The organism is Yoonia sp. 208BN28-4, assembly GCF_037543925.1.
Classification (GTDB): Bacteria; Pseudomonadota; Alphaproteobacteria; order Rhodobacterales; family Rhodobacteraceae; genus Yoonia.
Window position 1 is genome coordinate 225,555 of record NZ_JBBIFY010000003.1, and the last position, 26,800, is coordinate 252,354.

Annotated in this window: 24 protein-coding genes; 13 read left to right on the forward strand and 11 right to left on the reverse strand. The window is 57.1% G+C overall.

The genetic code is table 11. From position 1 onward, the window contains the following. Nucleotides 1-24: 24 nt before the first annotated feature. The 4 genes from V8J84_RS11340 to V8J84_RS11355 form a co-directional block, all read right to left on the reverse strand. Nucleotides 25-1,761 (reverse strand): hypothetical protein, encoded by a 1,737-nt coding sequence (locus V8J84_RS11340; RefSeq protein ID WP_339931170.1) that lies wholly within the window; start codon nt 1,759-1,761, stop codon nt 25-27. Then, the gene (locus tag V8J84_RS11345) at nt 1,737-3,116 is read right to left on the reverse strand and encodes a hypothetical protein (RefSeq protein ID WP_339931172.1); all 1,380 of its coding nucleotides are present in this window, start codon (nt 3,114-3,116) and stop codon (nt 1,737-1,739) included. Before V8J84_RS11345 ends, V8J84_RS11340 begins: the two co-directional genes overlap by 25 nt. A gap of 145 nt (nt 3,117-3,261) precedes the next feature. After that, on the reverse strand, nt 3,262-3,522 hold the full coding sequence (locus V8J84_RS11350; RefSeq protein ID WP_339931174.1) for a helix-turn-helix transcriptional regulator: 261 nt from the start codon (nt 3,520-3,522) through the stop codon (nt 3,262-3,264). Between the two features lie 149 nt (nt 3,523-3,671). Continuing rightward, nucleotides 3,672-4,763: a tyrosine-type recombinase/integrase gene (locus tag V8J84_RS11355; RefSeq protein WP_339931176.1), complete on the reverse strand. Its 1,092-nt coding sequence runs from the start codon at nt 4,761-4,763 to the stop codon at nt 3,672-3,674. 899 nt (nt 4,764-5,662) lie between these two features. Between V8J84_RS11355 and V8J84_RS11360 the strand changes: the two genes are divergently transcribed. Next, nucleotides 5,663-7,978: a zinc-dependent metalloprotease gene (locus V8J84_RS11360; RefSeq protein WP_339931178.1), complete on the forward strand. Its 2,316-nt coding sequence runs from the start codon at nt 5,663-5,665 to the stop codon at nt 7,976-7,978. An 80-nt stretch (nt 7,979-8,058) separates the two neighbouring features. Further along, nucleotides 8,059-8,346: a hypothetical protein gene (locus V8J84_RS11365; protein ID WP_339931180.1), complete on the forward strand. Its 288-nt coding sequence runs from the start codon at nt 8,059-8,061 to the stop codon at nt 8,344-8,346. On the opposite strand, the gene V8J84_RS11370 is transcribed toward V8J84_RS11365, so the two are convergent. Together V8J84_RS11370 and V8J84_RS11375 are read right to left on the reverse strand one after the other, a co-directional pair. Further along, complete coding sequence (locus V8J84_RS11370; protein WP_339931182.1) at nt 8,343-8,969, reverse strand: hypothetical protein; 627 nt, start codon at nt 8,967-8,969, stop codon at nt 8,343-8,345. The two genes, V8J84_RS11365 and V8J84_RS11370, sit on opposite strands and share 4 nt — an antisense overlap. Before the next feature lie 15 nt (nt 8,970-8,984). Further along, nucleotides 8,985-9,911, reverse strand: a complete 927-nt coding sequence (locus V8J84_RS11375; RefSeq protein WP_339931184.1) for a CPBP family intramembrane glutamic endopeptidase — start codon at nt 9,909-9,911, stop codon at nt 8,985-8,987. Between the two features lie 111 nt (nt 9,912-10,022). Between V8J84_RS11375 and V8J84_RS11380 the strand changes: the two genes are divergently transcribed. From V8J84_RS11380 to V8J84_RS11430, 11 genes are all read left to right on the forward strand, one after another. Then, entirely contained in the window at nt 10,023-11,009 is a 987-nt protein-coding gene (locus V8J84_RS11380; RefSeq protein ID WP_339931186.1) for a YihY/virulence factor BrkB family protein, read from the forward strand. A gap of 85 nt (nt 11,010-11,094) precedes the next feature. After that, complete coding sequence (gene ubiG, locus V8J84_RS11385; RefSeq protein WP_339931188.1) at nt 11,095-11,829, forward strand: bifunctional 2-polyprenyl-6-hydroxyphenol methylase/3-demethylubiquinol 3-O-methyltransferase UbiG; 735 nt, start codon at nt 11,095-11,097, stop codon at nt 11,827-11,829. Then, nucleotides 11,826-12,467: an NAD(P)-dependent oxidoreductase gene (locus tag V8J84_RS11390; RefSeq protein ID WP_339931190.1), complete on the forward strand. Its 642-nt coding sequence runs from the start codon at nt 11,826-11,828 to the stop codon at nt 12,465-12,467. Before ubiG ends, V8J84_RS11390 begins: the two co-directional genes overlap by 4 nt. A gap of 5 nt (nt 12,468-12,472) precedes the next feature. Then, on the forward strand, nt 12,473-13,675 hold the full coding sequence (locus V8J84_RS11395) for an MFS transporter (RefSeq protein WP_339931192.1): 1,203 nt from the start codon (nt 12,473-12,475) through the stop codon (nt 13,673-13,675). A 63-nt stretch (nt 13,676-13,738) separates the two neighbouring features. Next, the gene (locus tag V8J84_RS11400) at nt 13,739-15,388 is read left to right on the forward strand and encodes an acetolactate synthase large subunit (protein ID WP_339931194.1); all 1,650 of its coding nucleotides are present in this window, start codon (nt 13,739-13,741) and stop codon (nt 15,386-15,388) included. Nucleotides 15,389-15,460: 72 nt separating this feature from the next. Continuing rightward, nucleotides 15,461-15,940: a pyridoxamine 5'-phosphate oxidase family protein gene (locus V8J84_RS11405; RefSeq protein ID WP_339931196.1), complete on the forward strand. Its 480-nt coding sequence runs from the start codon at nt 15,461-15,463 to the stop codon at nt 15,938-15,940. Nucleotides 15,941-15,969: 29 nt separating this feature from the next. Next, nucleotides 15,970-17,319, forward strand: a complete 1,350-nt coding sequence (gene gdhA, locus V8J84_RS11410) for an NADP-specific glutamate dehydrogenase (RefSeq protein WP_339931198.1) — start codon at nt 15,970-15,972, stop codon at nt 17,317-17,319. Nucleotides 17,320-17,562: 243 nt separating this feature from the next. Continuing rightward, nucleotides 17,563-18,663, forward strand: a complete 1,101-nt coding sequence (locus V8J84_RS11415; RefSeq protein WP_339931200.1) for an ABC transporter ATP-binding protein — start codon at nt 17,563-17,565, stop codon at nt 18,661-18,663. A 79-nt stretch (nt 18,664-18,742) separates the two neighbouring features. Beyond that, on the forward strand, nt 18,743-19,849 hold the full coding sequence (locus V8J84_RS11420; protein ID WP_339931202.1) for an extracellular solute-binding protein: 1,107 nt from the start codon (nt 18,743-18,745) through the stop codon (nt 19,847-19,849). 76 nt (nt 19,850-19,925) lie between these two features. Continuing rightward, entirely contained in the window at nt 19,926-21,554 is a 1,629-nt protein-coding gene (locus tag V8J84_RS11425) for an ABC transporter permease (RefSeq protein ID WP_339931204.1), read from the forward strand. 4 nt (nt 21,555-21,558) lie between these two features. Next, nucleotides 21,559-22,452: an ABC transporter permease gene (locus V8J84_RS11430; protein WP_339931206.1), complete on the forward strand. Its 894-nt coding sequence runs from the start codon at nt 21,559-21,561 to the stop codon at nt 22,450-22,452. Here the strand turns inward: V8J84_RS11430 and V8J84_RS11435 are convergent. The 5 genes from V8J84_RS11435 to tmk all read right to left on the reverse strand — a co-directional run bounded on the left by V8J84_RS11435 (nt 22,449) and on the right by tmk (nt 26,799). Further along, nucleotides 22,449-23,378 (reverse strand): AEC family transporter, encoded by a 930-nt coding sequence (locus V8J84_RS11435; protein ID WP_339931208.1) that lies wholly within the window; start codon nt 23,376-23,378, stop codon nt 22,449-22,451. The genes V8J84_RS11430 and V8J84_RS11435 overlap by 4 nt on opposite strands. A 66-nt stretch (nt 23,379-23,444) precedes the next feature. Then, nucleotides 23,445-24,260 carry an MBL fold metallo-hydrolase gene (locus tag V8J84_RS11440; protein WP_339931210.1) on the reverse strand — a complete coding sequence of 272 codons (816 nt, stop codon included), beginning with the start codon at nt 24,258-24,260 and terminating at the stop codon, nt 23,445-23,447. Next, nucleotides 24,257-25,045: a TatD family hydrolase gene (locus V8J84_RS11445; protein ID WP_339931212.1), complete on the reverse strand. Its 789-nt coding sequence runs from the start codon at nt 25,043-25,045 to the stop codon at nt 24,257-24,259. The genes V8J84_RS11440 and V8J84_RS11445 overlap by 4 nt, the downstream gene beginning before the upstream one ends. 15 nt (nt 25,046-25,060) lie before the next feature. Further along, entirely contained in the window at nt 25,061-26,182 is a 1,122-nt protein-coding gene (locus tag V8J84_RS11450; RefSeq protein ID WP_339931214.1) for a DNA polymerase III subunit delta', read from the reverse strand. Next, complete coding sequence (tmk, locus tag V8J84_RS11455; RefSeq protein WP_339931216.1) at nt 26,179-26,799, reverse strand: dTMP kinase; 621 nt, start codon at nt 26,797-26,799, stop codon at nt 26,179-26,181. The genes V8J84_RS11450 and tmk overlap by 4 nt, the downstream gene beginning before the upstream one ends. Nucleotide 26,800: the final 1 nt, after the last annotated feature.

Sequence of the window (26,800 nt, forward strand, 5' to 3'; positions counted from 1 at the left end):
AGCAGTGACAGTTTAAATCTGCCCTCAGTCCCTGACGTATTGCGCATTGCGCCATGGCCATGCTGCTGGCTGTGCATCCGCCGCCATTGCGCCCACATCGAACTGCCAACCCTCAGCCGTTGTCACTTCGCCGCGCAACGCCGCGCCTTCATCATCAAGCCACGGCTCATACTCCAAAGCCTCGCGCATCGCCCGCACTTCCTGCATGTGGAGTGACGCTTCGACCATCGCATCGAACTTCTGTGCATTGACATCCTTGCGCCGCACAGGCTCACGCCAATCAACGATCTCGGCGCGATTGCACAGGTAGCGCCAGCCGCCATCTGCAAGCCATGCACGCGACCACTGTTTTGATCCCTTCCTGCGCACCTCAATGAACTCGACCTTATGCTCCATCGCCCAGCCAAACAGATCACCAACAGCGCCCTTGATGCCATTGCCTGACATATCATCGAACTTGCGGAACAGCGTCTGCGCCAACTTTGCCGACTGCACCCGCACAGGCGCACGCGCGTATTCCAATTCGTCCGGCAGCAGATCGTCAAAGTGCAGCACTTCATCGACCTTCACTGGCAGAACCATGTTCGTAAACAGCCTGATCTCACACCCCTGACGCACATGCCGCGAACGCGCCGCCGCCTTCATCATTGCTCCCTCGCAGACGACCCAGCGCACGTCTTCAACGCGTGGATCGGTGTGGCGTTCACAGTGAGCCATCCCAGCCCCGCCAACCATCGCAATCGGCCGCTTTGGATACCATTGCGCATTTGGCACAATCGGATCACCGTCTTGATGGATCGCCCGTGCCATGTCCTCAACGTCCAGCGGCGCTGGCAATGGTCGCCCAACAATGTCGATCTTGCCACTAGCCCAATCATTCAGCCCTTCAACAGCATTGAACCATCCGGCCAACATCATGTTTTCGTCTATAAGCGCCTTATATGAGAATAGATGCCGCCCCTCAGAGATACGCGCCACATCTGCGCGAAATTGCTCGGCCAATGCTTTGTCTTTCTTGTCGGTTTCATCCCATTCCTCAACACGGTCGCCTGTGCCGTAAAGCAATGATTTCTTGGATGCGTTGATTGGGACTTGCATGACCTTTGCGTCTTGGTGTTTTTCAACCTCAATCGAAACCCATTCATCCACGGGTAGGATCGCCTCAACCATTGACCGTTTGATCGTTGCGGACAGGATCAGCACAGGCACGCGCGGACGGTCTGTTTCGTTGTCCCACGGGATGCCTGCAATCTTCTGTCGCCAGTTCAGGTAGACGCCCTTCTTGTTCGGCGTCACACGCAGGCGATTGAGTGAGCCAGCCTCAAGCGCATCGCGCAGACGACGCCAGAACGAGGCATACTTATACCACTGCCCGTCGTAGTCGGTTGCCGCGTTCAGCGCCTCGCTGCCGGTCATGTCCGGTGTAATCTCGACCTCTGGGGCAAGAGCCGTTTCTGCCTTGATCAATTCTTTGCAGAGTTCGACCGTGAACCCTGCGGCCTCAAGCCGTTCGATGTTCAGCCCAGCCTTGAACACCTTAGCCAGTTCAAGAAGCCAATCGCCCATGTCGTGGCGCATCACGTCGCATAGGTCTTTGATTTCGACATACCCGTTCTTGATAAGCGCACCGAGGAAGTTTTCGTCGATCACGACGAAGTTAGGCACGCGGCTTTGACCGTGTTCTTTGGCGATTTGCAACGGCAGGTGCGCATGGGTTCGGATGCGCAGATCATGCGTCAGGGATTTGTCTTGCTGCCCCACCAAAGACAGCCTGCACGGTCTGAACACTGCGCCACCTCATTGCCGCAAAACGCCTGACGAGTTTCTTTCACGATGCCCTGAACCTTGGAGATTGCCTCGTGCTTTGTGCATACGGGACGCCCGTTCATTTCTTGGCCGCGACCAAGCTCTGTGTAGGCTTTCATCCCCTGCGCTTTGGCATCGGCCTCAATCTGCGCGGACAAGTTGTGGTTTGGCACATAAAGGTCAGTGAAGAAGATACCATTGGTGTGTTCTGCATATCGCATTTCGACGCCAAGCCAGTGCAACGCCCAGTAGGTTTTGCCTAGGCCCGCCTCTGCTTCGACAACCTTCACGCGCGGTTCATTGGCTGCGACGAAGGTTTTGATCTCGTCACTTAGCTGCTGCGTCGCCTGTGCAAGCGGCACTTCCTGCCGCGTTGTCGGGAAGGCTTTGCGCTTGCGGCGTGCGCCTCGGATGCCGTGGAAACGCATCTTGATATAGCGCTCGTCAAACTCGTGCCGATCAGCAGCCCGGACACCAATTCTTTCATATTCATCCGACAAAGCAGCCCAACATTCGGCGAATACGCTGTTTGGAAATGCCGTTCGATAGGCGACCATGAAATTCATAACTGAGTTGTGACGCTGGCTTGCATCCCAGCGCAGCGTCGGCATCTGACCCAAGTTGACAGAAGGTGCCACGTCCACTTCGATCATGTCGGGCAGCTTAGGCACGTCTACAGGCCCAGCCGTGCCATCGACGAAGAATGCACGAATAGGATGCGGGTCATCTAGGTCGTGCAATTCAGGTCTGGCCGTGAACACGAAACCACCTGGATTGTAGATGCCGTAGTCGATCAGTTTGCGGTTGAAACCGATCCGCTGGGATAAGTCGTTGTTCCAGTGTTCTGCATGGATTTGCTGTTCTGTCAGGTCCATTGGCTCAACCTCGAAGGCAACACGCAATCGGTGGCCAGCCTTAAAACCGGATGAAGGCGAATAGGCATAGACAAACTGACGACCGCGCAGAAACGGAAAGGCAAATCGCACGGCTTCTTCTGCCGTGCCATCGTATTCCAAAGAGTCGAGATCGACGACGCAAAGGCCGGTTGCCCTATCGGTAAAGTCGAGGCCCGTGCGGCCACCGCGTTCGATCAATGGCTCACCGAGAACCAGTGAGGCTGTAGGCACATCGGACAGGCGGTTCAGAAGGTCACAAAATCCGTTCAGCGTAGCAAATTTATGCCGCTCATAGATGAAGTCTTTGGCATACCGATAGCCCTCGGTGCGCTCATTCTGCTTTGGGCCATTGTCGCCCATTTGCCAAATCTTACGAAGTTCAGGCCCTGTGCTTGTTGCTGTAAATATGTGCATCTGCTTATTCCTTGCAGACGCTATTACCTTGTTTTCTGGTCGGGTTCCATCAAAGCGTAATGTATAAGCGAGTTGTTGATGCGATGGGTTCGCGGCTTTGATGAAAATGACTGAGGGACGAGGTTCTAGCGGCTTCGTCCCTTTTTCAGTTCACGCGCTGAGAACGCGCCCATTCGAGAACGTCCTCCCGATCATACAGGATTGTCCGGCTGGAAATGTGCAGGAACGGCGGACCCGTTTCGGCTCCTGCGTTGCGTTCCTTACGCCAAAGATACAGCACTTCTTCCGAGCGGTTCAGATACTGCGCACATTGCGCAGGCGTCATTAGATCAGGCAGTGACTGCTTGACCTGTAAGCCGCGCACTTCGTCGCGCAGCGCACGGATTTCTTGTGTGATTTCTTCCATCAATAGGCTCCTTCACGTTCGAATAGACGCAGGCCTGTTGAAACTGCTGGCGAGATTGCCCTCATACGATCCGGCACCAGCCCCTGATGGATCGCAATATGGTCACGTCGGTTGTTTCTGCCGCACAGCGACACCGACGCGCGACCACATTAGCGCCTGCCGCCGATCTGGACAACATTCAAAGAAGGTAATGCTCCGCATTCCACCTCAGTTTGTTTCGCGATAGCGTTTGCATGACGGTGCGAGGCGGAGCCTTGATCGTAGATACCTTGCACACCTTTTTCTACATCGCCGCGAAGTTGGTCGATCACATAGGCCGGAAGGTCCGCGCGTCGTGCAGCCGTTGTAAACAAGCGGCGGCAATCATGAGGTCGAAGAATGTTATCACCGAATTTCAAGCGATCTGGGTGGAAGATGTGCTTCTCTGTATCGTGCTGTGGGAAAACCCATTCGCTGTGCTTTGGCAGCGCCTCAAGCAAGGCGACAACGCGGTCAGCAAGGGGGAACATGCCCACACGGCCATTCTTTAAACGAGACACCCGCAGCTTGCGTGCTTTGAAGTCAATGTCATCCCAACGGAGCGTGATCACGTTGCCAGCGCGTAGGCCCGTGAACAGCATCAACTCAAAAGCGGCACCGATGATCCTGTTCTGCTGCTTCTTGGCTTCGATCATGTCGAGTGCAGGCCACCGTTCGTCAGCATCAAAATTGACGGAATTGTCGGGCTGGTAGCTTTTGGTGTCCACTTTCAGATCGTCTGCCACATTGAAGCAACGACGAACCGCAGCCGCCCGTTTAAACGATGTTCGAATGATCTGAGCCAAGTGTTTTTGGGTTGCGATACCGTGCTTGCCAAGGACAACTTCCTCTAGGTGATCAAGTGTGATGTCTTCGATCTTCATCGCGAACAAGTCAGCCATATTGTTGCGCACCTGCGCCCGATACTCATCCTTTGTCCGGTCGGAAGCCTTCGAGCGCTTGATATGGGACTCTAGCGCATCGTTCAGTGTGTGGATGCCAGTTGAGGCGGCGTCTGTGCGGGTTGTGACAGCCGCCATCTTTTCGACAGCCACATCACGGGCCGCATATACGGTCGGCAGGTCAGGCCAAGAGCCAAGCGTGACGGAGCGCACCTTGCCGTCGATGCGCTTGGACAGCACCCAAGTCTTGGTCGTTGCGCCGACCGCAAGCCGGATGCCGCGTGCATCGGGGTCAGGCTTTACTGATGGGTCGGAATACATGGTGGTGCCAGTTGCGTGCTTGATCTTTGCAACGGCGGGGCGGGTAGTCAGGTTATGGTTTGGCATTTCTCTGCAACATCCTCTGCAACAATCATCAACGGTATACTACGGTATGCAACCATAGGTTGACCGCTTTTTTTTTTGTTGCAGAACAGTGCTTTGCCTTGTTTTTATGACATATTCCAGTGAACCACGGTTCGTAAGTGATTTCTTTGTAATCAGTAGGTCAGCGGTTCGAGTCCGTGTGGGGGCACCATTTACACTCAATAGCGAAGATCAATTTCCGCGTCTGGATTTCTGTGACAGCTGGGAATTCTGTAAGGCTATTGAGAGCACCGCAACTATCTGTATGCTTTGCTTAAACATATAACGACGCCACTAACTAAACTGCGTAGGCTGGTAAATTTATGCCGTCGATCAACTGACGGATCTACGGCTGCGTTTTGCCTCTCTTAGGCTCGGTTGAGGTGTGTCGGAAAGACAATTTGAATGCGTTTAGATGCCTGAGTGCAGAGACTGAGCCGCTGCAAAGATTGTCATGCGTTGCGCGAACGAAAGTTAGATTCGACTTTCGGTTGCATTGCGCCAAGTCTTACAATTGTATCGTTAAACGCCCGAAACTGACATCGAGATGCAAGTTGCGCGTCCGCGGTCCATTCGTAATAGTAAGTGTTAAGATTGATCTTGAGGGAGCAGAGTGAAGCATGAAACGTCGAGAAAACTGGTTCTTGCCCAACTCCTTAGGTTCGTTTCTACTAAGTTCTCATCACTTATTGCGAAATCTTGCGTCGCCAGCATCGGCCATTGCGCTTGCATCCTGTCTTCTCGCGGTCGGCCAATCCAATTCCGCAGCGTGGGCGCAGGGCGCGGAGGATCCGCAGGCCTTTCTTGAGGAGGCCATGACGGCCAAAAGCGGTCTGTCCATCGATGCGATTGACGGGGTGCATTACGTTGTCTTGCCCAAATCCGTCATTAACCGCTGGCTTTTCTGGAACGCCGAGGTGGCGCGTTATCCGTCTGATGCCGTCGCGATCACCGGAAACACGATTGCGTCCCATGTCGTGAAGCTGGAACGGCGCGCGGATGCGATTTTTGTGCGGTCGATGTCCAGCGGAGCCGTCAAGGTGGCCGGACAGACTCCAGCCACCAGCGACGAGGCCAAGCTGCGCCCCGTAGATATCGCAATCGCGAACGCGCAGATCGGGCCGATCATCGCCAGCCTGCCCATTGTGGCCGAACAGGACGATGCCTTTCTTTTGGATGTCTCAGCGATTTTTGCGTCTGACATTCCAGATTTTTCGGTGAAATCGCAGTTGCTGTCATCCGGACTGATCCCCATCGCCGTTGACCCGTCCAGAAGCTACATCGCTACTGCGGCGGCTTTTCCTGATAACCTCTATGTTGCGTCGCAGCTGACTTTCATAGCGCAGGATCAGGCAGGCGCGGATCGCGCACTTTCAGTCGAGGTCGCCCATTCGATATCGCTGCTTCCTGAGCAGCCAATGGAACGACGGTATTTTGATGATCGCATCGGCTATTTCACCTCCGAAGTCATCACATTTGAAGCAGCAGATGGTGCGGCATCGGAGACGCAGCAAATTGCCCTGCGCCATCGCCTCGAACACGCTGATCCCGACGCGCCGAAACCGTCTGCGCCGGTTGAACCGCTGGTTTACTATCTTGCCCCTGAAATCCCCGAGCGGTGGCGGCCTTATATCCGTGCGGCCGTAGAAGACTGGCAACCGGCATTCGAGGCTGCGGGCTTTAGCGGCGCTATCGTGGCACGGGATGCACCAAGCCAGGAAGAAGACCCGGACTGGTCGCCAAACGATGCGCGTTACAACGTGATCCGCTGGGTCGCGCAGCCTTTTGCGAACGCAATGGGGCCAAACATTCACGACCCGCGGTCCGGCGAGATCCTCTCGGCCCATATTCTGGTTTGGCCCGAGGTTCTGACGCTGTTCGGGAACTACTATTACAATTTGATGTCACAACTTGACCCTGATGCGGCGACCTTGCCGCTGCCGGAGGAAACTCTTGGCCATATCCTGAGATATGCTGTCAGCCACGAGGTTGGTCATACGCTTGGGCTTCGGCACAATCACAAGGCTTCAACGGCGTGGGGGATCGAGCAGCTTCGCGATCCCGAATTCACGGCGGAGAGGGGATCAACGGCGTCGATCATGGCCTACGGACGGTTCAACTATGTCGCCCGTCCCGGTGACGGGGTGACCCAGCTTTTCCCGCTGATCGGCACCTATGACGATCACGCGATTACATGGGGTTACGCAGATTTGACGCCTGATGCGCTTGAGGCCCTTGCGTCAGAGGTGCACGAGGAACCGGAACTGGCCTGGGGCGCGGGAGAGCTTCCGTCAGAAGGGTTGCAAACCTACGATCCAACTGTGCTGAAGGAGAACATCGGTGCCGACCGGATCGAAGCCACGCGGGCCGGGATTGCCGCGATTGGTGCATCGATCCTGAATTTGCCGCAGGCGACAATGGACGCTCCGGACCCCGCCGGATTAACCGCATCGGTCTATGATCAGGCCAAAGACACCTATCTTGGTTTCACCGGAAGTGTCGCCGTGATGGTTGGGGGCGTACTGTCCAGCACCTCGGACGGTGAACCGCTGCAATATGTCGCCGTCTCGGATCAAAAAGCTGCGCTGACCTTTCTTGCGTCGGAAGCAATCGACGGTTTAGCGCCATTTGCGGACCCCGCGCTGTTGATGACATTCCGGCCCTTTGGCGGGGTGATCGGCACGGATTATATGGCCGAGCGCATCATCGGCTCAATGTTGGAGCCTGATGTTATTCGGCGCGTCTATGCCCAGAACGAGCTTGACCCGAATCGCAACTTTGGCGTGGCCGAAATGCTGGCGACGATCACGGATGCCTTCATTGCTGAAGGTGTGTCCATTGCTGACATGCCTCCCGCGCAGCGCGCGGCGATCGCGGAATATGTCAGGCTCTTGCAGTTGCTGCCAACAAACGAGGGCAATCCTGACATGGCCTTTCTTGGGACGCTTGGTGTGCCGCGGGGTTTGGTTGATATCAATGTCGCAGGGCTTGGCGATACCGGTATCGCGGCCGCCGCAAGCGTTGAGCTTGAGCGGCTTGCTGCAGCATTCGAGCCGCATAGCGACGGGTTTGCGACACGACTATTCAAGGACGTCGAGCGCGCACTTGGGGTCGATGTCGGTGATGATTGATTGGCATCAATTCCAGAGCTGATGCATCATTCTGGCAATTTTAGAATTCATTCAGCCTTCGACAGAAAGGACTAAGTCTTATGAGAACCAAACTAACCCTGATTGGCGCGGCCCTGACCGCGCTGCCATTGCCATCCGCTGCGTTCGACCGCGATACGGTTGAGGCCCTGACAGCGTGTCACAACTACGTCTGGGATGTTCCGGAATTCGTCGATCTGCCAAATGCCGCCGTTTCGGTTTGGCCCGGTATGGTCAACGACGCCACCATGACGATCATGTGGAACGTCACGTGGGATGATCCCATGGTAAAAGCCGCCGGCATTTGTACATACGCGGACGGCGAAGTGATCGGCTACGAGCAGTATTAATTGCCGTTGTCGGCCAGACCTAATCGGCGCAGGGCAACTGGCCCCGGTGTCAGATCCGCCCGCCATTGTTCCCACGCGCCGCCAGCACCCATGTAGCCGGAATAGAGCTTTGCAATCAGCAGGGGGTCAGCGGCAATGTCGGGCCACGTCAAGTCCACAAGCATGGGGTGATCACGCCTGAGCCATTCGAGATAAACCGAGGCCTGCCAGTCGTTCAGGCCCGGTTGCTCCGAAAAATAGGCGAGCGCGTGGGCGAACTCGGTTTGTGTGGTGTCGTTGAGCGTCAGGTAGCCTTGCTCAATGGCCCACGGCAGGATCGTTTCCAGCGTCGCTGCCTTGATCCGGTAGCGCCCAAGCGAAAAGTTGGTGCGATAGCCGATCTCGGGTGACAGAAACACGATGGCATCCTGCATTTCTTCGACGCCGCGACGAAAAAAGCTGCGTTGGGCATAAGACTGCCGTTCCGCGTCCTGGATTATCTCAAGAACCGAAAACGGAACGTCGGGGCGGTCAGTTTCAAATTCCAGCGCTGCCAGCCAATGCACGCGAGATTTGATCACAAGTGCGGTTGCGATGCCGCCAATAAGACAGCCGACGATCAGGCCCATGACCACGTTTTTCATCCGGTCCCCCTCCCATTATACTGACGTTGCTTTGCGCTTCCTGCGGTCAAAAAAGACCCAGAGCACCAAAAGCAACACGCCATAAATCATCGGCGGACTGGCCAAGGCGCTCCATGGATCGAAGATTACCTCGGCCACATCACCAGTAGGCGAAACGTTGGCCTGAAGCGTTTGCGAAACTGATACGCTGGAATCCCATAACCCGTGCAGAAAGATCGACGGCCAGATTGATCCTGTCCACAAGACAAAAGCACCAAACAAAAGACCAATGGCCATGGCCCCAAGCACCTGCATTGTTGTCACGCCAAGCGGCTGTCCGCTGACCCAGTTCACATAGTGGAAAAGCCCGAAGATGATTGCGGCGATGATAACTGCAAGTCCACCATTCATGCGTGTCAGCAAGGCCTGCAAGACCACGCCGCGAAAAAGAAGCTCCTCGAAGAAGCCGACAAGAATTGCCACGAGGCACGCCATCCAGATGCTTTGCCAATCCGCTTGCGTTAACGTGACATCTGCCGCACCGCTCTCAGATACAAGGATGGGTGAGATGATGACAAAGATGCAAAACGCGATAAACGGCACGGTCAGCAGGAGCGTTGACCACCGCGGCCAAGTCGCCAATCTGGTGCGACGCACCCACCCGATAAGCACAACTGCAATGAGAATAGCCGCAGCCAGCCTGATCTCGGGCCAAAGCACCTGAGCAAAGCTTTCGGCGCCCACGTCTCTTTCTCCGTTCCCGAAAAGTTGGGACGGATCAACCGAAACGATCGGTGCAAGGAAATAAAGAGCCGCGACCAGCAGGAAAAGAAAGGCGGTCGCCAATGGCCGGGCATTGGCCCACGCCTTAAACATTCGCATCTGAAAACCTTTGGTGAACCCTTTTTCGATTTCAATCATCACCAAGATCGCGTTGAAACGCAAATGGTCAAGCAATGGCATGGCGTTCGAATTCACTCAAGCGGCGAGCATTCTGCATAGGGGATGGGCCTGCACCACACGTCCATTCCGTCAGCCACAGGTCATTGACGCGCAACCATTCCCGGGGTCACGGTGTTTGCCCTTGGAACACTGCATGACAAGGATGATCGTATCGTGAACCGTGGTCGCACCGCCGAAGTCCCCTCTGACATTCCCAAATCCGGTTGGTGGGATATTGCCATGCGACTTTGGCGCGAAGTGTCCGAGGATCACGTTGGCCTGATTGCCGCGGGCGTCGCATTTTATGCTCTTCTGGCGATTTTCCCCGCGATGACCGCACTGATGGCCTTTGCCGGTTTGGTTTTTGAGCCTGCAATCGTGTCCGAACAATTGCAAACCCTACGCACTTTCATGCCGGAAGAAGCGGCAGAGATCGTGCTGGATCAGGCGGTTGCGGTCACCGGATCGGAAAAGACGGGTCTTGGTCTGGGTTTTGTCGTTGGTCTGCTGATCGCGATGTATTCCGCGTCCACTGGCATGGGTAGCCTAATGGAAGGCGTCAACGTGGCCTATGACGAAAAGGAAACGCGCGGTTTCATAAAGCTGAAGATGATGACAATCGGCCTGACGCTATTGCTGATCTTTGGGCTCCTGGTGGGGCTGGGGGCAACGCTTTTGCTGCCGGTCCTGTTGGATTTCATCCCCTTGCCCGCATGGCTTGAGACTGTGCTGTCATGGGGGCGCTGGGTTATTCTGGGCTTGCTGACAATCACGGGCCTTGCGGTCATCTATCGCTACGGACCGGATCGCGATGATGCGGAGTGGCGCTGGCTGACCCCGGGTGCCGTTGCTGCCTGTGTGATCTGGCTTGTCGCGTCGTTTGGTTTCTCGATCTACGTGAGTAATTTTGGCAACTACAACGAAACCTTTGGCGGCTTGGCGGGCGTTGTTGCGCTGCTGATGTGGCTTTGGATCTCGGCGTTCATCATCATTTTGGGCGCAGAGCTGAACGCCGAGATGGAGGCGCAGACCCGTCACGACACCACCGTTGGCCCCGATGAGCCGATGGGCGAGCGTGATGCGCGCAAGGCAGACCATCTAGGCAAGACCCAATCTTAAAGCACGAGCCATTCTCAAGCGGCGGTCACCTTGGCAAGCACGGTGACCGCATTAGCTATTGCGGCACCCCTAAGAAAGACGGCACATGGCGCACCCTGATCGCAACTCGCAAGAAATCTACAACGATGTCGCCGCCCAATGGTGGTCGGATGATATCCGGTGGGTGCGCACGCTCAAGAACATGGTGCCTGCGCGGCTCAAGTGGTTCGATACGCATATCGACTGGAACGGCAAGCAGGTGCTTGATCTGGGGTGCGCGGGCGGTTTCATGGCCGAGGCGCTGGACGAACGTGGTGCCGAGGTCACGGGCATCGACCCTGCCGAAGAGGCGATCGCGGCGGCACGCGCTCATGCCGCGCAAGGCGGACGGTCCATCAGCTATGACACAGGCGTCGGAGAGGCGCTGCCTTATGATGACGCGCGTTTTGACGCGGTTGTCTGCGTGGACGTGCTGGAACACGTGAGCGATCTGGGTCAGGTCGTGCAAGAGGTGGCACGTGTGTTGAAACCGGGCGGCATGTTCCTGTTTGATACGATTAATCGCAATCCCTTGGCCAGTTTTGTTACGATCACGATGGCCGAGGATGTGATGGGTATCCTGCCCAAAGGCACCCATGATCCCGACATGTTTATCAAGCCATCTGAGCTGAAAGATCACCTGACCAATGCGGGATTTTCGACAGGCCCGATGACGGGACTTGGCCCGCGCGGCATAAACCGCCGTGGGGATTTCACCTTTGGCAGGTTGCCCGGCACGATGATCATTTACATGGGAACCGCCGTCAAAGCGGGCGACCCATCGCAGGAGACACGCGCATGACACAGAAAATTCTGATCCTTGGCGCCACATCCGGCATTGGCAAACTTGCCATGCACGAGGCCGCATCGCGCGGTATTTCCGTGCGCGCCTTCGCCCGCAGCGCCGATGACCTCACGGCGACAGACCTGATTGAGCCTTTCAAGGGCGATGCGCTAGAGGCCGATGATATCGCCCGCGCCTTAGACGGCGTTGACGCCGTGATCTATGCGCTGGGCATCACAGAAAGCGTGTCGATGCTGTGGAAAGAGGTGACGCTTTTTTCAAAATCGACCGAGGTCCTGCTGACACAAATGGCGCAGATCGGTCCGAAGCGGCTTGTCGTTGTCACAGGCTTTGGCGCGGGTCGGAGCAAAGATGCGATGAGCTTTCTGGAAAGAACCGGACATCGCGCCATTCTGGGCAAGCCCTACGCCGACAAGGATCGCCAAGAGGCCATGATCATGGACAGTGATCTGGATTGGACCATCGTGCGGCCCGTAATCCTGACCAACAATGCAAAGACCACGAAATATCGCGTGCTGGATAATGCGGCGAGTTGGCGAAACGGGCTGATTTCACGCGCTGACGTGGCGCATTATCTGATCGATGCGGTGGCAGATGACAAAGCCGTGCGCACTGACGTTGTGCTGGCGCGCTAGACCGAATGTCACGCGCTTATTTTATCCATGTCGGCTCGCTCGTGCTAACCAAAGCGGCGGACGGTCTGATCGACCCTAAACTGGTGCTTGCATGGCTACTGAATGCGATTGGCGCGCCGGGGTATATCATCGGCATTTTAGTCCCGGTGCGCGAATCCGGTTCGCTTTTGCCGCAGCTTTTCCTCGCCCGACAGATTGAGGCGCAGTCCCAGCGAAAATCGTTCTGGATCGCAGGATCTGCGGTGCAGGGGATTGCCGCCATCGGCATCGCTGCGGCGGCGGTTTTGCTTTCGGGGGCCACGGTGGGGTGGATCGTTCTGGCATGCCTTGCTGTATTGGCCGTTGCGCGTGCGGCTTGTTCAGCCAGCTACAAAGATATTCTTGCCCGCACCGTTAAGAAGGGGCAGCGCGGCAAAGTATCAGGCACAGCCAGCACAATTGCGGCTGTAATCGTCTTTGCCTTTGCGATCTTGCTGAGCTTTGGCATATGGCCCCGCACGCCTTTGGCCGTGTCATTGGCGGTGTGCATCGCGGGCGGTTTGTGGGTGCTGGCAGCCGTGCTTTTTTCTCGGCTGGATGAACCCGAGGCCGACACCGATAATGACGACGGTCGGCCTTTGTCCGATCTGGTCAAACCGCTGTGGGACGACAGTGAATTTCAGGTCTATCTGGCGACGCGTGCCTTGCTCATTTCAACTGCACTGGCCCCGCCGTTTCTGGTGATGCTGGGCAATCTTGGCGAAGGCGGCCCGGGCAATTTGGGGGTGCTGTTGATTGCCTCTTCACTGGCCGCGATCCTGTCATCTTATTTCTGGGGCGCGCTGTCGGATCGATCGAGCCGCCAAACGCTGATGATTGCGGCAGCCGCTGCGTGCGCCACGTTCCTGATCGCGGCCGCCGTCGGATTTATTGGCCTTGGAGAGTTGAAAGCCGTTGCGATCCCCGCGCTGATCTTTGCCGCACAGATTGCCTATAACGGCGCACGCGCCGGACGCAAAACCCACCTGACAGACATGGATGCGGGTGGTCGCACGGCTGTTTACACCGCGCTATCCAATACGCTGATCGGTGTGATGCTGCTTGCCGGTGGCTTGCTTGGTTTTGTCGCTGACGCCTTTGGTCCTGCGGTCGTGCTGGCGATCCTTGGCGCGTTCAGCGGCTTTGCAGTGCTGACGGCATGGCAGCTGTCCGAAGTGCAAGCCGACTAGCAGCGCTTTACGCAATCGCATCGCAAGCTACGTCTCAAGACAATAGAATTGGAAGGGCGACCCATGAAAGCATCAGATTTATTCGTTCAATGCCTTGAGGCCGAAGGGGTCGAGCGGATCTACGGCGTTCCAGGCGAGGAAAACGCCGACTTCATGAAGTCGCTCGAGGGGTCCTCCATTGAGTTTATCTTGACCCGCAACGAACAGGGTGCCGCGTTCATGGCCAGCGTCTATGGCCGCCTGACAGGAAAAATTGGCGTATGTCTTGGCACGCTTGGCCCCGGCGCGACAAACCTGATCACGGGGGTCGCCGACGGCAATATGGACCGGTCGCCGCTTTTGGTGATTACAGGGCAGGGGGCGCTGACCCGTCAGCACAAGGAAAGCCATCAGGTGATGAATGTGGTCGCCATGTATCGCCCCGTCACAAAGTGGAGCTGCGCCGTCAACGCGCCATCAAATATTCCCGAGATTGTGAATAAGGCCGTGAAATTGGCCACCGCTGAAAAACCGGGGGCCTGTCACATTGAATTGGCCGAGGACGTGGCCGCGATGGAGGTTGATGCCGAACCGATGCGCCCAGCGCGCCCGCGCCGACCTGTGCCCGATGCCTGTGTCATTGACGAGGTTTGGGACAAATTGAAGGCGGCTAAATCGCCGCTCATCATTGCCGGAAACGGCGCGATCCGCACGCGGGCCAGCGCGCAGTTGCGCACTCTGTGTGAAGCCACGGGCATTGGCGCACTGATGACATTCATGGCCAAAGGTGCGCTTGATCTTGATGACCCGCGGTGCCTTTTCACGGTGGGCATGGGCCAGCGGGACTTTCCACAACTGGCGATCAATGCTGCTGATGTCGTGCTGACGGTTGGTTACGATCCGGTCGAATATGGTCCGGAAAAATGGAATGCCGATTGCGGCGCCGAGATCATCCATATGGATTTCGACCCCGCCGAAAGCGACCAGTTCTATCAGCCAGCGATTGAAGTGGTCGGCGATCTTGCGCATGGCCTTTCGCTGCTCAATGACCGTGTGAAGCGTGACGGCGCTCCATCTTATGATTTGTCAGCGCAGGCAAAACTGCGTAACAAAATGCTGGCTGAATTTGCCGAACATGCAGATGACACCACCACCGGCGCAATCCGACCGCAAAAGGCGATTGCCGACGTGCGCGCTGTGCTGGACGCCGGTGATATCCTGCTGTCCGGTGTTGGTGCGCACAAGATGTGGGTGGCCCGCCACTACCAAAGCCACGAACCCAACACCTGCCTGATTTCCAACGGATTCTGCTCTATGGGCATGCCGCTGCCGGGCGCGATTGCCGCCAAACACGCGGCACCTGATACGCGGGTCATGGCGATTGTCGGTGACGGTGACATCATGATGAACGTGCAAGAGATGGAAACCGCATCGCGCCTTGGCTCTGACATCACGGTGCTGGTCTGGGAAGACAAGGAATACGGGCTGATCGCTTGGAAACAAGAGCAGGAGTTTGGATCACATACCGATCTTTCGTTCAACAATCCTGATTGGGCGGCGCTGTGTCAGGCGATGGACTGGCATCATCAGGCCTGTCCTGATGCAGCGGACCTGCAGGACTGTTTGCGCACAGCGCTGGATCACAAGGGGCCGGCCATGGTCGTAATCCCGATCGATTACCGCGAAAACATGATCCTGACCGAACGTCTGGGAAAGATTGACCAAACATTTTGACGCGTCCTGCCTGCGCATCGGAACCGACCTGATGCGGCGGCGTTGAACCTACGCAATACAAAGGACGGCAACATGGCAGACGAGCACGAACATTTCTGGGAAATCATCGGCGGGATGTCCGTCTGCATGGTCACAACCGTGGATGATGGCATCATCCGCTCGCGCCCCATGGTGCCGTATGTGGACCCCGCCAAACGGACGATCCATTTCATGACCGATAGCGGAAGCGCCAAGATCTTCGAGATCAAGGACGAGACTGACATGGCGCTGAACTTCGCGGACACCGGCCAGATGCTTTTCGCCTCTGTGTCGGCTAAGGGCAGCGTGACGCAGGATCAAAAGCTGATCGACCAGATGTGGGGTCCCTACGCTGAGGTGTTTTTTGGCAGCGACCCAAAAGAGGCTGATGTCACCATCATTAAGGCCACGCCCGTGCAGGCCGAATATTGGGACAACAACAAAAACAGTCTGATCATCGCCGCCGAGATGACCAAAGCCTATTTCACCGATGAAGGTCCCAATCTTGGCACTAACGCCAAGCTTGATTTCTAACCACCAATACTCCGATCAAAGGTTATACCATGAGCTTTTCACTGAGCGCTAAATACGACAGCCTGTCCGCCTTTCTGGAAAGCCGTGCCCCAAACGAGCCGGAATTTCATCAGGCCGTGTCAGAGGTAATCGACGATATCAAACCGATAATTGACCAGTCAGACGCCTACAAAGCGGCCAACATCTTTGAACGGCTGGTCGAGCCTGAGCGGATGATTTCATTTCAGGTCGCGTGGCAAACCGATGCAGGCGAGATTGAGGTCAATCGCGGTTACCGCGTGCAATTCAATGGCGCGATCGGGGCCTATAAAGGCGGATTGCGCTTTCATCCCACGGTGAACCCTTCCGTGCTCAAGTTTCTCGCATTCGAACAGACCTTCAAGAACGCGCTGACAGGTCTGCCGATGGGTGGCGCCAAGGGTGGGTCTGACTTTGATCCCACCGGGCGGTCAGAGGCCGAGATCATGCGCTTTTGCGGCGCGTTCATGCAAGAACTGCACCGCCATATCGGACCAGATATCGACGTGCCCGCAGGGGACATCAATGTTGGCGGTCGCGAGATCGGCTATCTTTTCGGGGCCTACCGCCGCATCACCGGGCATTTTCAGGGCGTTCTGACGGGTAAGGACGAATCCTATGCCGGAAGCGCCATGCGCACCGAGGCCACAGGTTATGGCGTGATGTATTTCCTGTCCGACATGCTGGAAGCGCATGATGACGGGCTTGATGGCAAGACCGTCATCATTTCCGGCGCGGGCAATGTTGCGACCTACGCCGCCGAGAAGGCCATTGCGCTGGGCGGCAAAGTGATCAGCCTGTCAGACAGTTCCGGCTTTGTGCATGATCCTGAAGGTCTGACGCAGGAAAAGATCGACTGGGTGCGTGCGCATAAATCCAAACCGGGGGCCAGCCTTCAGCCTTATGTAGATAAATTTGGTGGCGACTGGTCGGAGGGCAAGACGCCATGGGGTCTGGAAGGCGATATCGCAGCCCCTTGCGCGACCCAGAACGAACTTGATGGTGACGCGGCCAAGACGCTGGTCAAGAACGGTATCAAGGCCGTGATTGAGGGTGCAAACATGCCTTCCACTACGGACGCCAAAGAGGTGTTTCAATCGAAGAAGGTGCTTTTTGCGCCCGGGAAAGCAGCAAACGCCGGTGGCGTCGCTGTATCGGGGCTTGAGATCAGCCAGAACCGCAAACGCCAGTCTGACGATGCAGAAGACATCGACGCGTCCCTGCGCACCATCATGTCCAACATTCACGCCGCCTGCGTGGAAGAGGGGAAGCGCGACGGCCATGTGGATTACACCAAGGGGGCCAATGTCGCGGGTTTGCGCAAGGTTGCAGATGCGATGGTCGCGCAGGGCGTCGCTTAGGATAAACGGCATCGGTGGGCCTGCGCTGGCCCACCGCAACTCCTGCACCACGTTTCAGAATTGCGCGAGACGCTCAGAAACAGTCAAAAACACTGAATAGTGGCTGTTTTTTGGAACATTCTACTCAGTTGGGGTCACTTTCGGCGTCAACCCAGAAATTCGGTTGCCTTTATTCAGAACCATTGTTCTACTCCGATGCGACGAAAGAGCGGATAAATCCGCCGAGACGTATGGGAGAACTGGGTGTCTGCAAATGAACCCGCATCGGCGTTTGTTGAATTCAAGCGCGTGCAAAAAAGTTATGACGGGGAAGTGCTGGTCGTCAAAGACCTGAACCTGTCGATGCCCAAGGGCGAATTCCTGACAATGCTGGGGCCATCAGGGTCTGGTAAAACGACCTGCCTGATGATGCTGGCAGGTTTCGAGACCGCGACGCATGGCGAGATTATGCTTGATGGTAAGAACATCAACAACATCCCGCCGCACAAGCGCGGGATCGGCATGGTGTTCCAGAACTACGCGCTTTTCCCGCATATGACCGTGGCCGAAAACCTCGCGTTTCCGCTGCAAGTCCGCAAGATGAGCAAGTCGGTTCAAGAGGAAAAGGTCGAACGCGCGCTGGGCATGGTCCAGATGAACAGCTTTGCAGGGCGCCGTCCCAGCCAGCTTTCAGGTGGTCAGCAGCAGCGGATCGCGCTGGCGCGCGCGCTGGTGTTTGAACCCGAACTGGTGCTGATGGACGAACCGCTGGGCGCGCTCGACAAACAGCTGCGCGAGACGTTGCAGTTCGAAATTACAAACCTTGCGCACGAGCTGGGCATCACCGTGGTTTACGTCACACATGACCAGACCGAAGCGTTGACGATGTCGGACCGCGTGGCTGTGTTCGACGATGGCCGCATTCAGCAGCTTGCCCCACCGGACGAGCTTTACGAGAAGCCGCAGAACAGTTTCGTCGCGCAGTTTATCGGCGAAAACAATACGTTGGACGGCGTTGTTCAAGAGATCAACGGCAACCGCTGTATTGTAAAACTGGACAGCGGCGACGTGATTGACGCGGTTCCGGTGAATGTAAACGCCGTGGGTGACCGCACCAAAGTGTCGATCCGCCCCGAACGTGTTGAGTTTAACCCCGAGCGATTGCAAGAGGGGACGCATACCCTGAAAGCGGAAGTGCTTGAGTTCATTTACATGGGCGACATTTTCCGCACTCGCCTGCGCGTTGCAGGCATGGACGACTTTGTCATCAAGACACGGAACGCCCCCGACCAGCAGCGCCTTGTGCCGGGGCAGATGATTGAAATTGGCTGGCTGCCCGAAGACTGCCGCGCTTTGGACGCCTGAAACCATACCAGATAGGATCATCGGTCGCCCGGGCCGCTGATCTGGACTACGAAACCGGGTTCCGAAACGGGAGAATAGAATGAAACTGACCAAAACACTAATGGCCACATCCTGCCTCACGCTGACCGCCACACTGGCGTTTGCAGACGGGCACATGGCCGACGAGATGACGATTGTCAGCTGGGGCGGAGCCTATTCCGCATCACAGCAGGCTGCGTATCACGACCCCTACGCCGAAATGACCGGCGTCAACATCATCAACGACGAATCCTCGGCCGAAGCCGTCGCCAAGCTGCGCGCAATGAACGAAGCGGGTAACGTGACTTGGGACGTAGTTGACGTAGTTGCATCCGACGCGATCCGTCTGTGCGACGAAGGTCTGGCACTGGAAATCGACGCGGACGAGCAGCTGGCAAACGGCGATGACGGCTCCACAGCCTCCGAAGACTTTGGCGACCTGCTGGTGTCCGATTGCTTCATCCCGCAGATCGTTTACTCGACAACCGTCGGCTACCGCACTGATCTGGTAGGCGACACGCCTCCGACAGAGATCTGCGCGATCTTCGACACCGAAGCCTACCCTGGCATGCGTTCGCTTGAAAAGCGTCCCATCGGCAACCTTGAGTGGGCCCTGCTTTGTGACGGCGTCGCCAAAGGCGATATCTATGACGTTCTGGAAACAGAAGAAGGTCAGGCGCAGGCATTTGCCAAGCTCGATACCATCAAGGACAGCGTAATCTGGTGGACAGCAGGTGCTGACACACCACAGCTGCTTGCTGACGGCGAAGTCATCATGGGTTCCACATACAACGGTCGCCTGTTCAGCCTGATCGAAGAGCAGGACCAGCCCGTCGCCATGCTGTGGGACGCGCAGGTGTTCGACCTTGACGGTTGGATCATTCCAACTGGCCTGAGCCCAGAGCGTGAAGCCCGTGCTCTGGATTACGTCCGCTTTGCCACAGACACACAGCGTCTGGCAGATCAGGCGAAATACATCAGCTATGGTCCTGCACGTCAGTCGTCCGCACCACTGGTGGGTCAGCACGCAACGCTGGGTATCGACATGGCCCAGCACATGCCAACCGATCCGGCCAACGCGACAAACACCTTCCTGTATAACTACGAGTGGTGGGCCGATTACCGTGACGATCTGGATGCAAAATTCCAGGCTTGGTTGTCGCAGTAAACGCGTCTGAGCTTTGAAAACGGCGGTCCCGGCATACGGGGCCGCCACACCTGCAACGCAGGACAACGGGGACACCATGACAGATACCACGCAAATGCTCGCCGCTGACGGCAGGCCGCTGAAAGCATCGCTGAACCGTGCTTTGCGCCGCTCCAAGCTGCGTGCGCTGATGCTGATCGCCCCGCTTTTGATTTTTATCGTCGTGTCCTTTGTAATGCCGATTGCAGACATGCTGCTGCGATCCATCGAAAACCAGATTGTGCAGGAGACGCTGCCGCGCACGACGCAAGAACTGTCCAGTTGGGACGGGGAGGGCGCACCTGACGCCCCCGTTTATGAAGCTCTGGCCCGCGACCTTGCCATCGCTGTTGAGGCGAAAGCGCATACGCGGCTGGGGAGCCGACTGAACTACGAACAAACCGGCGTGTCATCGCTGTTCCGCAAAACCGGGCGCGGCGTAGACGAAATTGGCGAGACGCCGCAGGACGCTTTGGAAGATACCAATGATCTTTGGGGCGAACGTGATACGTTTGGCCGGATTTTCGGGTCAGAGGCTTGGCTTGAGGACGTCAGCGTTTGGGCGGCTGAAGATGAACGCCAGCGTGGGAGCCCGCCCATCTTCGCGGCCAAGCCTTCGGTTCTGGAACAGTTGCCTGAGACGACAGAGATTTACGCGTCATACGCCGCACAGATGACAGCCGACGGTGACAACCCGCTGGAGGAACGGCCTTGGCCGATCCTGTTCCACGTGCTCGCGCAGGAATTGACCGGAACGCAGGTGCCAGACGGCTTATCCGCTGACTACGCTGCCTTGCTGGAGGCAGCACCGGCTACGCTGAACACGGTGATGCTGGATGATCCCAAAGCGATGTTCATCGACATTGACGAAGATTGGGGCACGCAACCCGTCTGGAAAACCATCCAGACCTACAGCCCACCTTACACAAACGGATATTTTCTTAATTCGGTTGATATGCAAAAGGGGCTGGATGGTCCCGAGTGGCGGCCTGAGAACGAACAGATTTACCTCACACTTTTTGTGCGGACGATGTTCATGTCGCTGACGATCATGTTCAGCTGCATCCTGCTTGGCTATCCCATTGCCTGGCTGCTTTCCAACATCACAGATCGCACGGCAAACATGCTGATGATCCTTGTGCTGTTGCCGTTCTGGACATCGCTGCTGGTGCGGACATCCGCGTGGAAAGTGTTGCTGCAACAGCAGGGGGTCATCAATGATACGCTGGTCTGGATCGGGCTGGTGGCGGACGACAACCGTCTGCAACTCATCAACAACCAGACGGGTACGATCATCGCGATGACGCATATCCTGTTGCCGTTTATGATCCTGCCGATGTATTCGGTGATGAAGACGATCCCGCCCACCTATCTGCGGGCGGCGAAATCGCTTGGGGCGACGAACTGGACGGCCTTCTGGCGTGTCTATTTTCCGCAATCGGTGCCCGGCATTGGCGCGGGGTCGATCCTCGTGTTCATCCTGTCCATCGGTTACTATATCACGCCCGAGCTGGTCGGCGGTACCAAGGGTGTCTTTATCTCCAACCGGATCGCCTACCACATCTCGACCTCTCTGAACTGGGGTCTGGCGGCGGCATTGGGCACCATTCTGCTGGTGATCGTTCTAGCGCTTTACTGGGCCTATGACCGGATCGTAGGCATCGACAACGTGAAACTGGGGGGCTGATCCAATGGGTGTACCTGTCTACGCAACCACCGGACAACGCATCTGGTACTACAGCTTTCGCGTGATCTGCGGCTTGATCTTTTTCTTCCTGATCGCGCCGATCCTTGTGATCATCCCGCTGTCGTTCAACGCCGAGAACTTCTTTACCTTCACGCCAGAGATGCTGGCGCTTGATCCGGCAGGTTATTCGACGAAGCACTACGAGGATTTCTTTACCAACTCCGACTGGCAACTGGCCCTGCGCAACTCCCTCAAGATCGCGCCAGTGGCGACAATTCTGTCAGTATCGCTTGGCACGTTGGCTGCCATCGGCCTGAGCCAAAGCCACGTGCCGTTCCGCCGGGCGATCATGGCGATCTTGATTTCGCCGATGATCGTGCCGCTGATTATCTCGGCCACTGGCATGTATTTCTTCTACTCCAACCCCTACATCCCCGTGCCGTTCTACGGCAAAATCGAATTGCCGTTTACACTGACCGGCACGTATTGGGGCGTCGTTCTGGCTCATGCGGCCTTGGGAATTCCCTTTGTTATCATCACCGTGACGGCCACGCTTGTAGGCTTTGATCGCTCCCTGACGCGGGCTGCGGCGAACATGGGCGCAGGTCCGGTCAAGACGTTCTTCAAGATCCAGATGCCTTTGATCCTGCCGGGTGTTGTGTCGGGTGGCTTGTTTGCCTTCATCACATCGTTTGACGAGGTGGTCGTGGTGCTGTTCGTCGGCTCTGCGGGTCAGAAAACGCTGCCGTGGCAGATGTTCACCGGCCTTCGCGAACAGATCAGCCCGACCATTCTGGCTGTTGCGACGATCCTGATTTCGGTGTCGATCCTGCTGCTGTTCACGGTGGAAATCCTGCGCCGTCGCTCTGAGCGTCTGCGCGGCATGTCACCGGCCTAAGGCAGGACCAGGAGCCACAGCCAGACGGACAGAACTGATAGCCCCGTGCCGATCAGCACTGCAGAGGCCGCAACACGTTTGGCCCGACCGTACATGTTGGCGAACACATAGGCATTCACACCGGGCGCGGAAGCGGCTGTCACAACTGCGGAGCGGACACCATCGGTGCCAAGGTCAAATGTGCGCCCCATGCTCCATGTGACCAGTGGGTGCAGGACAAGTGATACGGCAACCACAAACATGATCGTACGCATGTCGCCTTCGGGGCGGTAGCGATACAACACGCCGCCCAGACCGAAAAGGGCTGCGGGCAGGGCGGCTTGCCCCATCAGCCCGATCGCATCATTCAGCACGGTTGGCACTGGAAATCCGGTCAGGTTCACGGCAAGGCCAAGTGCGATACCGATGATCAATGCGTTACGGAACATCGCCCGCAATACCTTGGCTGGCAGCGCCATGAGAGAGCCACCGCGATTGCGGACAATTTCCATCGCGGTGATGCCCACCAAGTAGCAAAATGGCGAGTGCATGGCGATAATGGCAAAGTTGCCCTCAAGCGCGTCAGGGCCAAAAGCACGTTCAGTAATCGGGAGACCCAGAAGGACAGAGTTGGAAAAGAGGCCACAAAAACCAATAGCGACGCTGTCTTCCCAATCGCGCCGAAAGATATAGCGTGCGCCCAGAAGAGCCACAAAGAACCCCGCCAAAGCCCCGCTATAAAAGCTGGTCAACAGCGCGGGATCAAACGTCGCGGCCAGATCAATGGTAGAAATGGCACCAAATAGCAGGCAAGGGATCGCAAATCCCTGCGTGAACTTCATCAGCAGATCGACGCCGTCATCGCTGAAAAATCCGCGCCACACGGCGACATAGCCAAAGGCGAGCACGATAAAAACGGGCAAGATAACGTCGAGCAGCGCGCTCATGGTCAGGTGCCTTTGTGTGGTGTTCCCGTCGGAGCCTCCGGCGGGAGTATTTGTGGCAAAATGATACTAGGTGGCGTTCACGGTGATCGTCATGCCGTCATAGGCAGGGGTCACATGGTCCGGCGTTTCGGCGGCGACTGTCGCGTAATCCAGATCATTGTGCATATTGGTCAGCACGGCGTGGCGCGGAGCGGCACGTTTAATCCACTCCAGCGTGTTGGCCAGATGCGAATGTGTTGGATGCGGATCGCGGCGCAGGGCATCCACGATGAAGTAATCGAGGTCATGCAAATGCGGCCAAACGTCCTCAGGAATTTCAGCGACATCAGGCATATAGACGACATTATTAATGCGAAACCCCAACGCCTCGATGGAGCCGTGGTTGACCTCGAACGATGATAAGGTAATTGGGCCACCAGCGCCTTCGATGGTGACATCGCCGTTGATCATGTTCAGTTCGCAAATCGGTGGATAGGGCGACCCTTTGGGCTGCACGAAGGCATAGCCGAAACGGTCCAGCAGCGCGGTTGATGTATCGCCATCAGCCCAGACTTGCAGCCGCTCGCGTGTGTTGAAAACACACATGCGCAGATCGTCGAGCCCGTGCACGTGATCGGCATGGGCGTGCGTATAAAGCACCGCATCCAGCGTGCCAGTGTTGGCGTCCAGCAGTTGCTGGCGCAGGTCGGGCGAGGTGTCGATCAGGACAGTTGTGCTGCCAATGGCAGAGGTGCGTCGCACCAGCATCGAACAGCGCTTGCGGCGATTTTTAGGGTTCGTGGGATCGCATGCGCCCCATGCGCCACCGGGCGTATCAGCCAGGCGCGGTACACCGCCGGACGATCCGCAGCCAAGGATGGTGAAGGTGAGCGTATCGCTCATGCGGCGGCCTTCCAGAACAGACGGTCAAAGTTTGCGGTTGTGGCTTTTGCAAAGTCTTCGAGCGAGACGCCCATGACCTCTGCCCCGCGAGCAGCGGTGTGGGCGGTGTAGGCCGGTTCATTGGTTTTCCCGCGATTGGGGACGGGGGCCAGATAGGGGCTATCGGTTTCCACCAAAATGCGATCAAGCGGGGCGGCAGCAAAGATATCGCGGACTTCCTGACTTTTTGGAAATGTCGCGATGCCTGACATAGAAAGGTAAAAATCCAGATCAAGCGCCGCGCGGGCCAAAGCGGGACCGCTGGAAAAACAGTGCATCACACACGGGTATGCGCCATTTGCGTGTTCATCCGTCAGAATACGGATCATGTCGTCATCGGCGGCACGGGCATGGATGATCAATGGCAGTTTGGTTTCCCGCGCGGCGGCGATATGGACGCGCAGCGATTGTTTTTGAATGTCAGCGCTATCGGCTGTGTAGTGGTAGTCCAGCCCGCTTTCGCCAATGCCCACAAATTTCGGATGCGCGGACATCGCGACCAATTCGTCGACGGTGGCCAGTGGTTCGTCAGCCGCGCTCATCGGGTGGGTGCCTGCAGCGTAGTAAACCGGATCAAAGGCCTCGGCGATGGCGCGCACCTTGGGTTCGTTTTTGAGGCGCGTGCAGATTGTGACCATGCGGGTGACGCCTGCTGCAAGGGCGCGATCAATGACACCGGCGCGGTCATCATCAAAGTCGGGAAAATCAAGGTGACAATGGCTGTCGACGAGTTGGGGAAGGGACATCGGTGCGCCTTGTCATCAGGTTACGGCGACACCCTGCGCCACCTCTTCGATCTTGAAGATCATATCAAGGATCAGCGCGGCGGGGTCAAGGTTCACGGCCCGCCCGTGCCGGACCCGCGTGCTGAGATCCTGCTGAAGCTGGGCCCAAGCACGCGCCGCGCGATCATCGGGAGCAAGCCGTGCAAGCAGTCGCGCCTCGCCGGATGCGGCCTGTGTGGCCGGCGCGCCCATCAGACCAGCGTGGGCGGTGCGCGACAAAAACAGATCGAACAAATCAAGCAGAATGCCATAGCGTGTCGCGTTTTTCGCACCCACGCTTGCATTTGCCAGCGCCAGTGCCGCGTTGCGGTTGATATGCGGCAACCCATCCATCAGCTTTACCAACTCAGCATAAAGCGGCAGCCCGTCATGGTTCAGAAGCCTGATCGCATCGCCAGCAGAACCGGCGGCCAGAACCGAGAGAGCCTCGGTTGCATCGCCGGTATGACCTGCATGCGCCAATGCGTCGCGCAGATCGTCCGGCCCCAGAACACCGCACCGCAATTCGCGGCATCGTGAGCGGATCGTGGGCAAGAGCCGTGACGGTTGGTGGGCGATCAGTAGGATTGTCGTATTGGCTGGCGGTTCTTCAAGCTCTTTGAGGATCGCGTTGGCAGCACTTCTGTTCATCTCATCGGCAGCATCGACGATCACGACACGCCTACCGCCGTCTGCCGATGACATCTGGAAGAATGTCTTGAGGCCGCGCACCGCGTCGACGGTGATCTCGGTTTTCAGCTTTTTGGTTTTTTCGTCGTAGGGCCGCCGCACCACAAACAGGCGCGGATGGGCGCCCGAAGCAATCAGGCGCGCATCGGGGCTGTCTTCGGGGATCGCAAGCATGGAAGCGGGGGGCGGATCGCCAAACAATCCGCCGCCGACAGGCTGGGACACCAGAAAGGCCGCGATCTTCCACGCCAGTGTCGCTTTGCCGACGCCGCGTGGGCCAGTGATCAGCCAGCCTGAGTGAAGCCGGCCCGCATTAAACGCATCCAGAAAATCACTTTCGGCGCGCGCTTGACCAAAGAGTGTTTGGGTCTCGCGCGGATGCGGTGCGCCTTCGATACGGTCCGGTTCGGGGCGTGCGTCATCGCTCATAGGCGGGCCGCAGCTTGCAGGGCGATTTCCGTCGCAATGGCATCCGCATCGCGGTTGCCGTCGATCAGCACACAACGTTCCGGATGCGCACGGGCCAACGCAAGAAATCCGTGCCGCAGGGTTTCCTGAAATCCAAGACCAAAATCCTCGAACCGGTCCTCGCCTGACTTGCGGGCAAGACCACGGTTCAACGCCGTGGCGGGGTCCATGTCGATGATGAATGTCAGGTCGGGTTCGCGCCCGATCATCAGCGTGTGTAGCTGATCGACGGTGTGCCGCAAATCGCCACGCGTGGCACCTTGGTAAACGCGCGTGCTGTCGGCGAAACGGTCGCAGATCACCGTCTTTCCAGCGGCCAACGCAGGTTCAATCGTCTTTTCCAGATGATCCCGCCGCGACGCGGTGAAAAGCAAAATCTCGGTTTCTGCCGACCAGCGATCAGGATCACCTGTAAGCACAAGCTGCCGGATCTCCTCGGCACCGGGGCTGCCGCCGGGTTCGCGGGTCAAGACAATGTCGTGGCCTTGGTCCGCCAGCACTTTTGCAAGCGCGCGCGACTGGGTGGATTTCCCAGACCCGTCAATGCCTTCAAACGTGATAAAGAGCCCTTTGCCCACG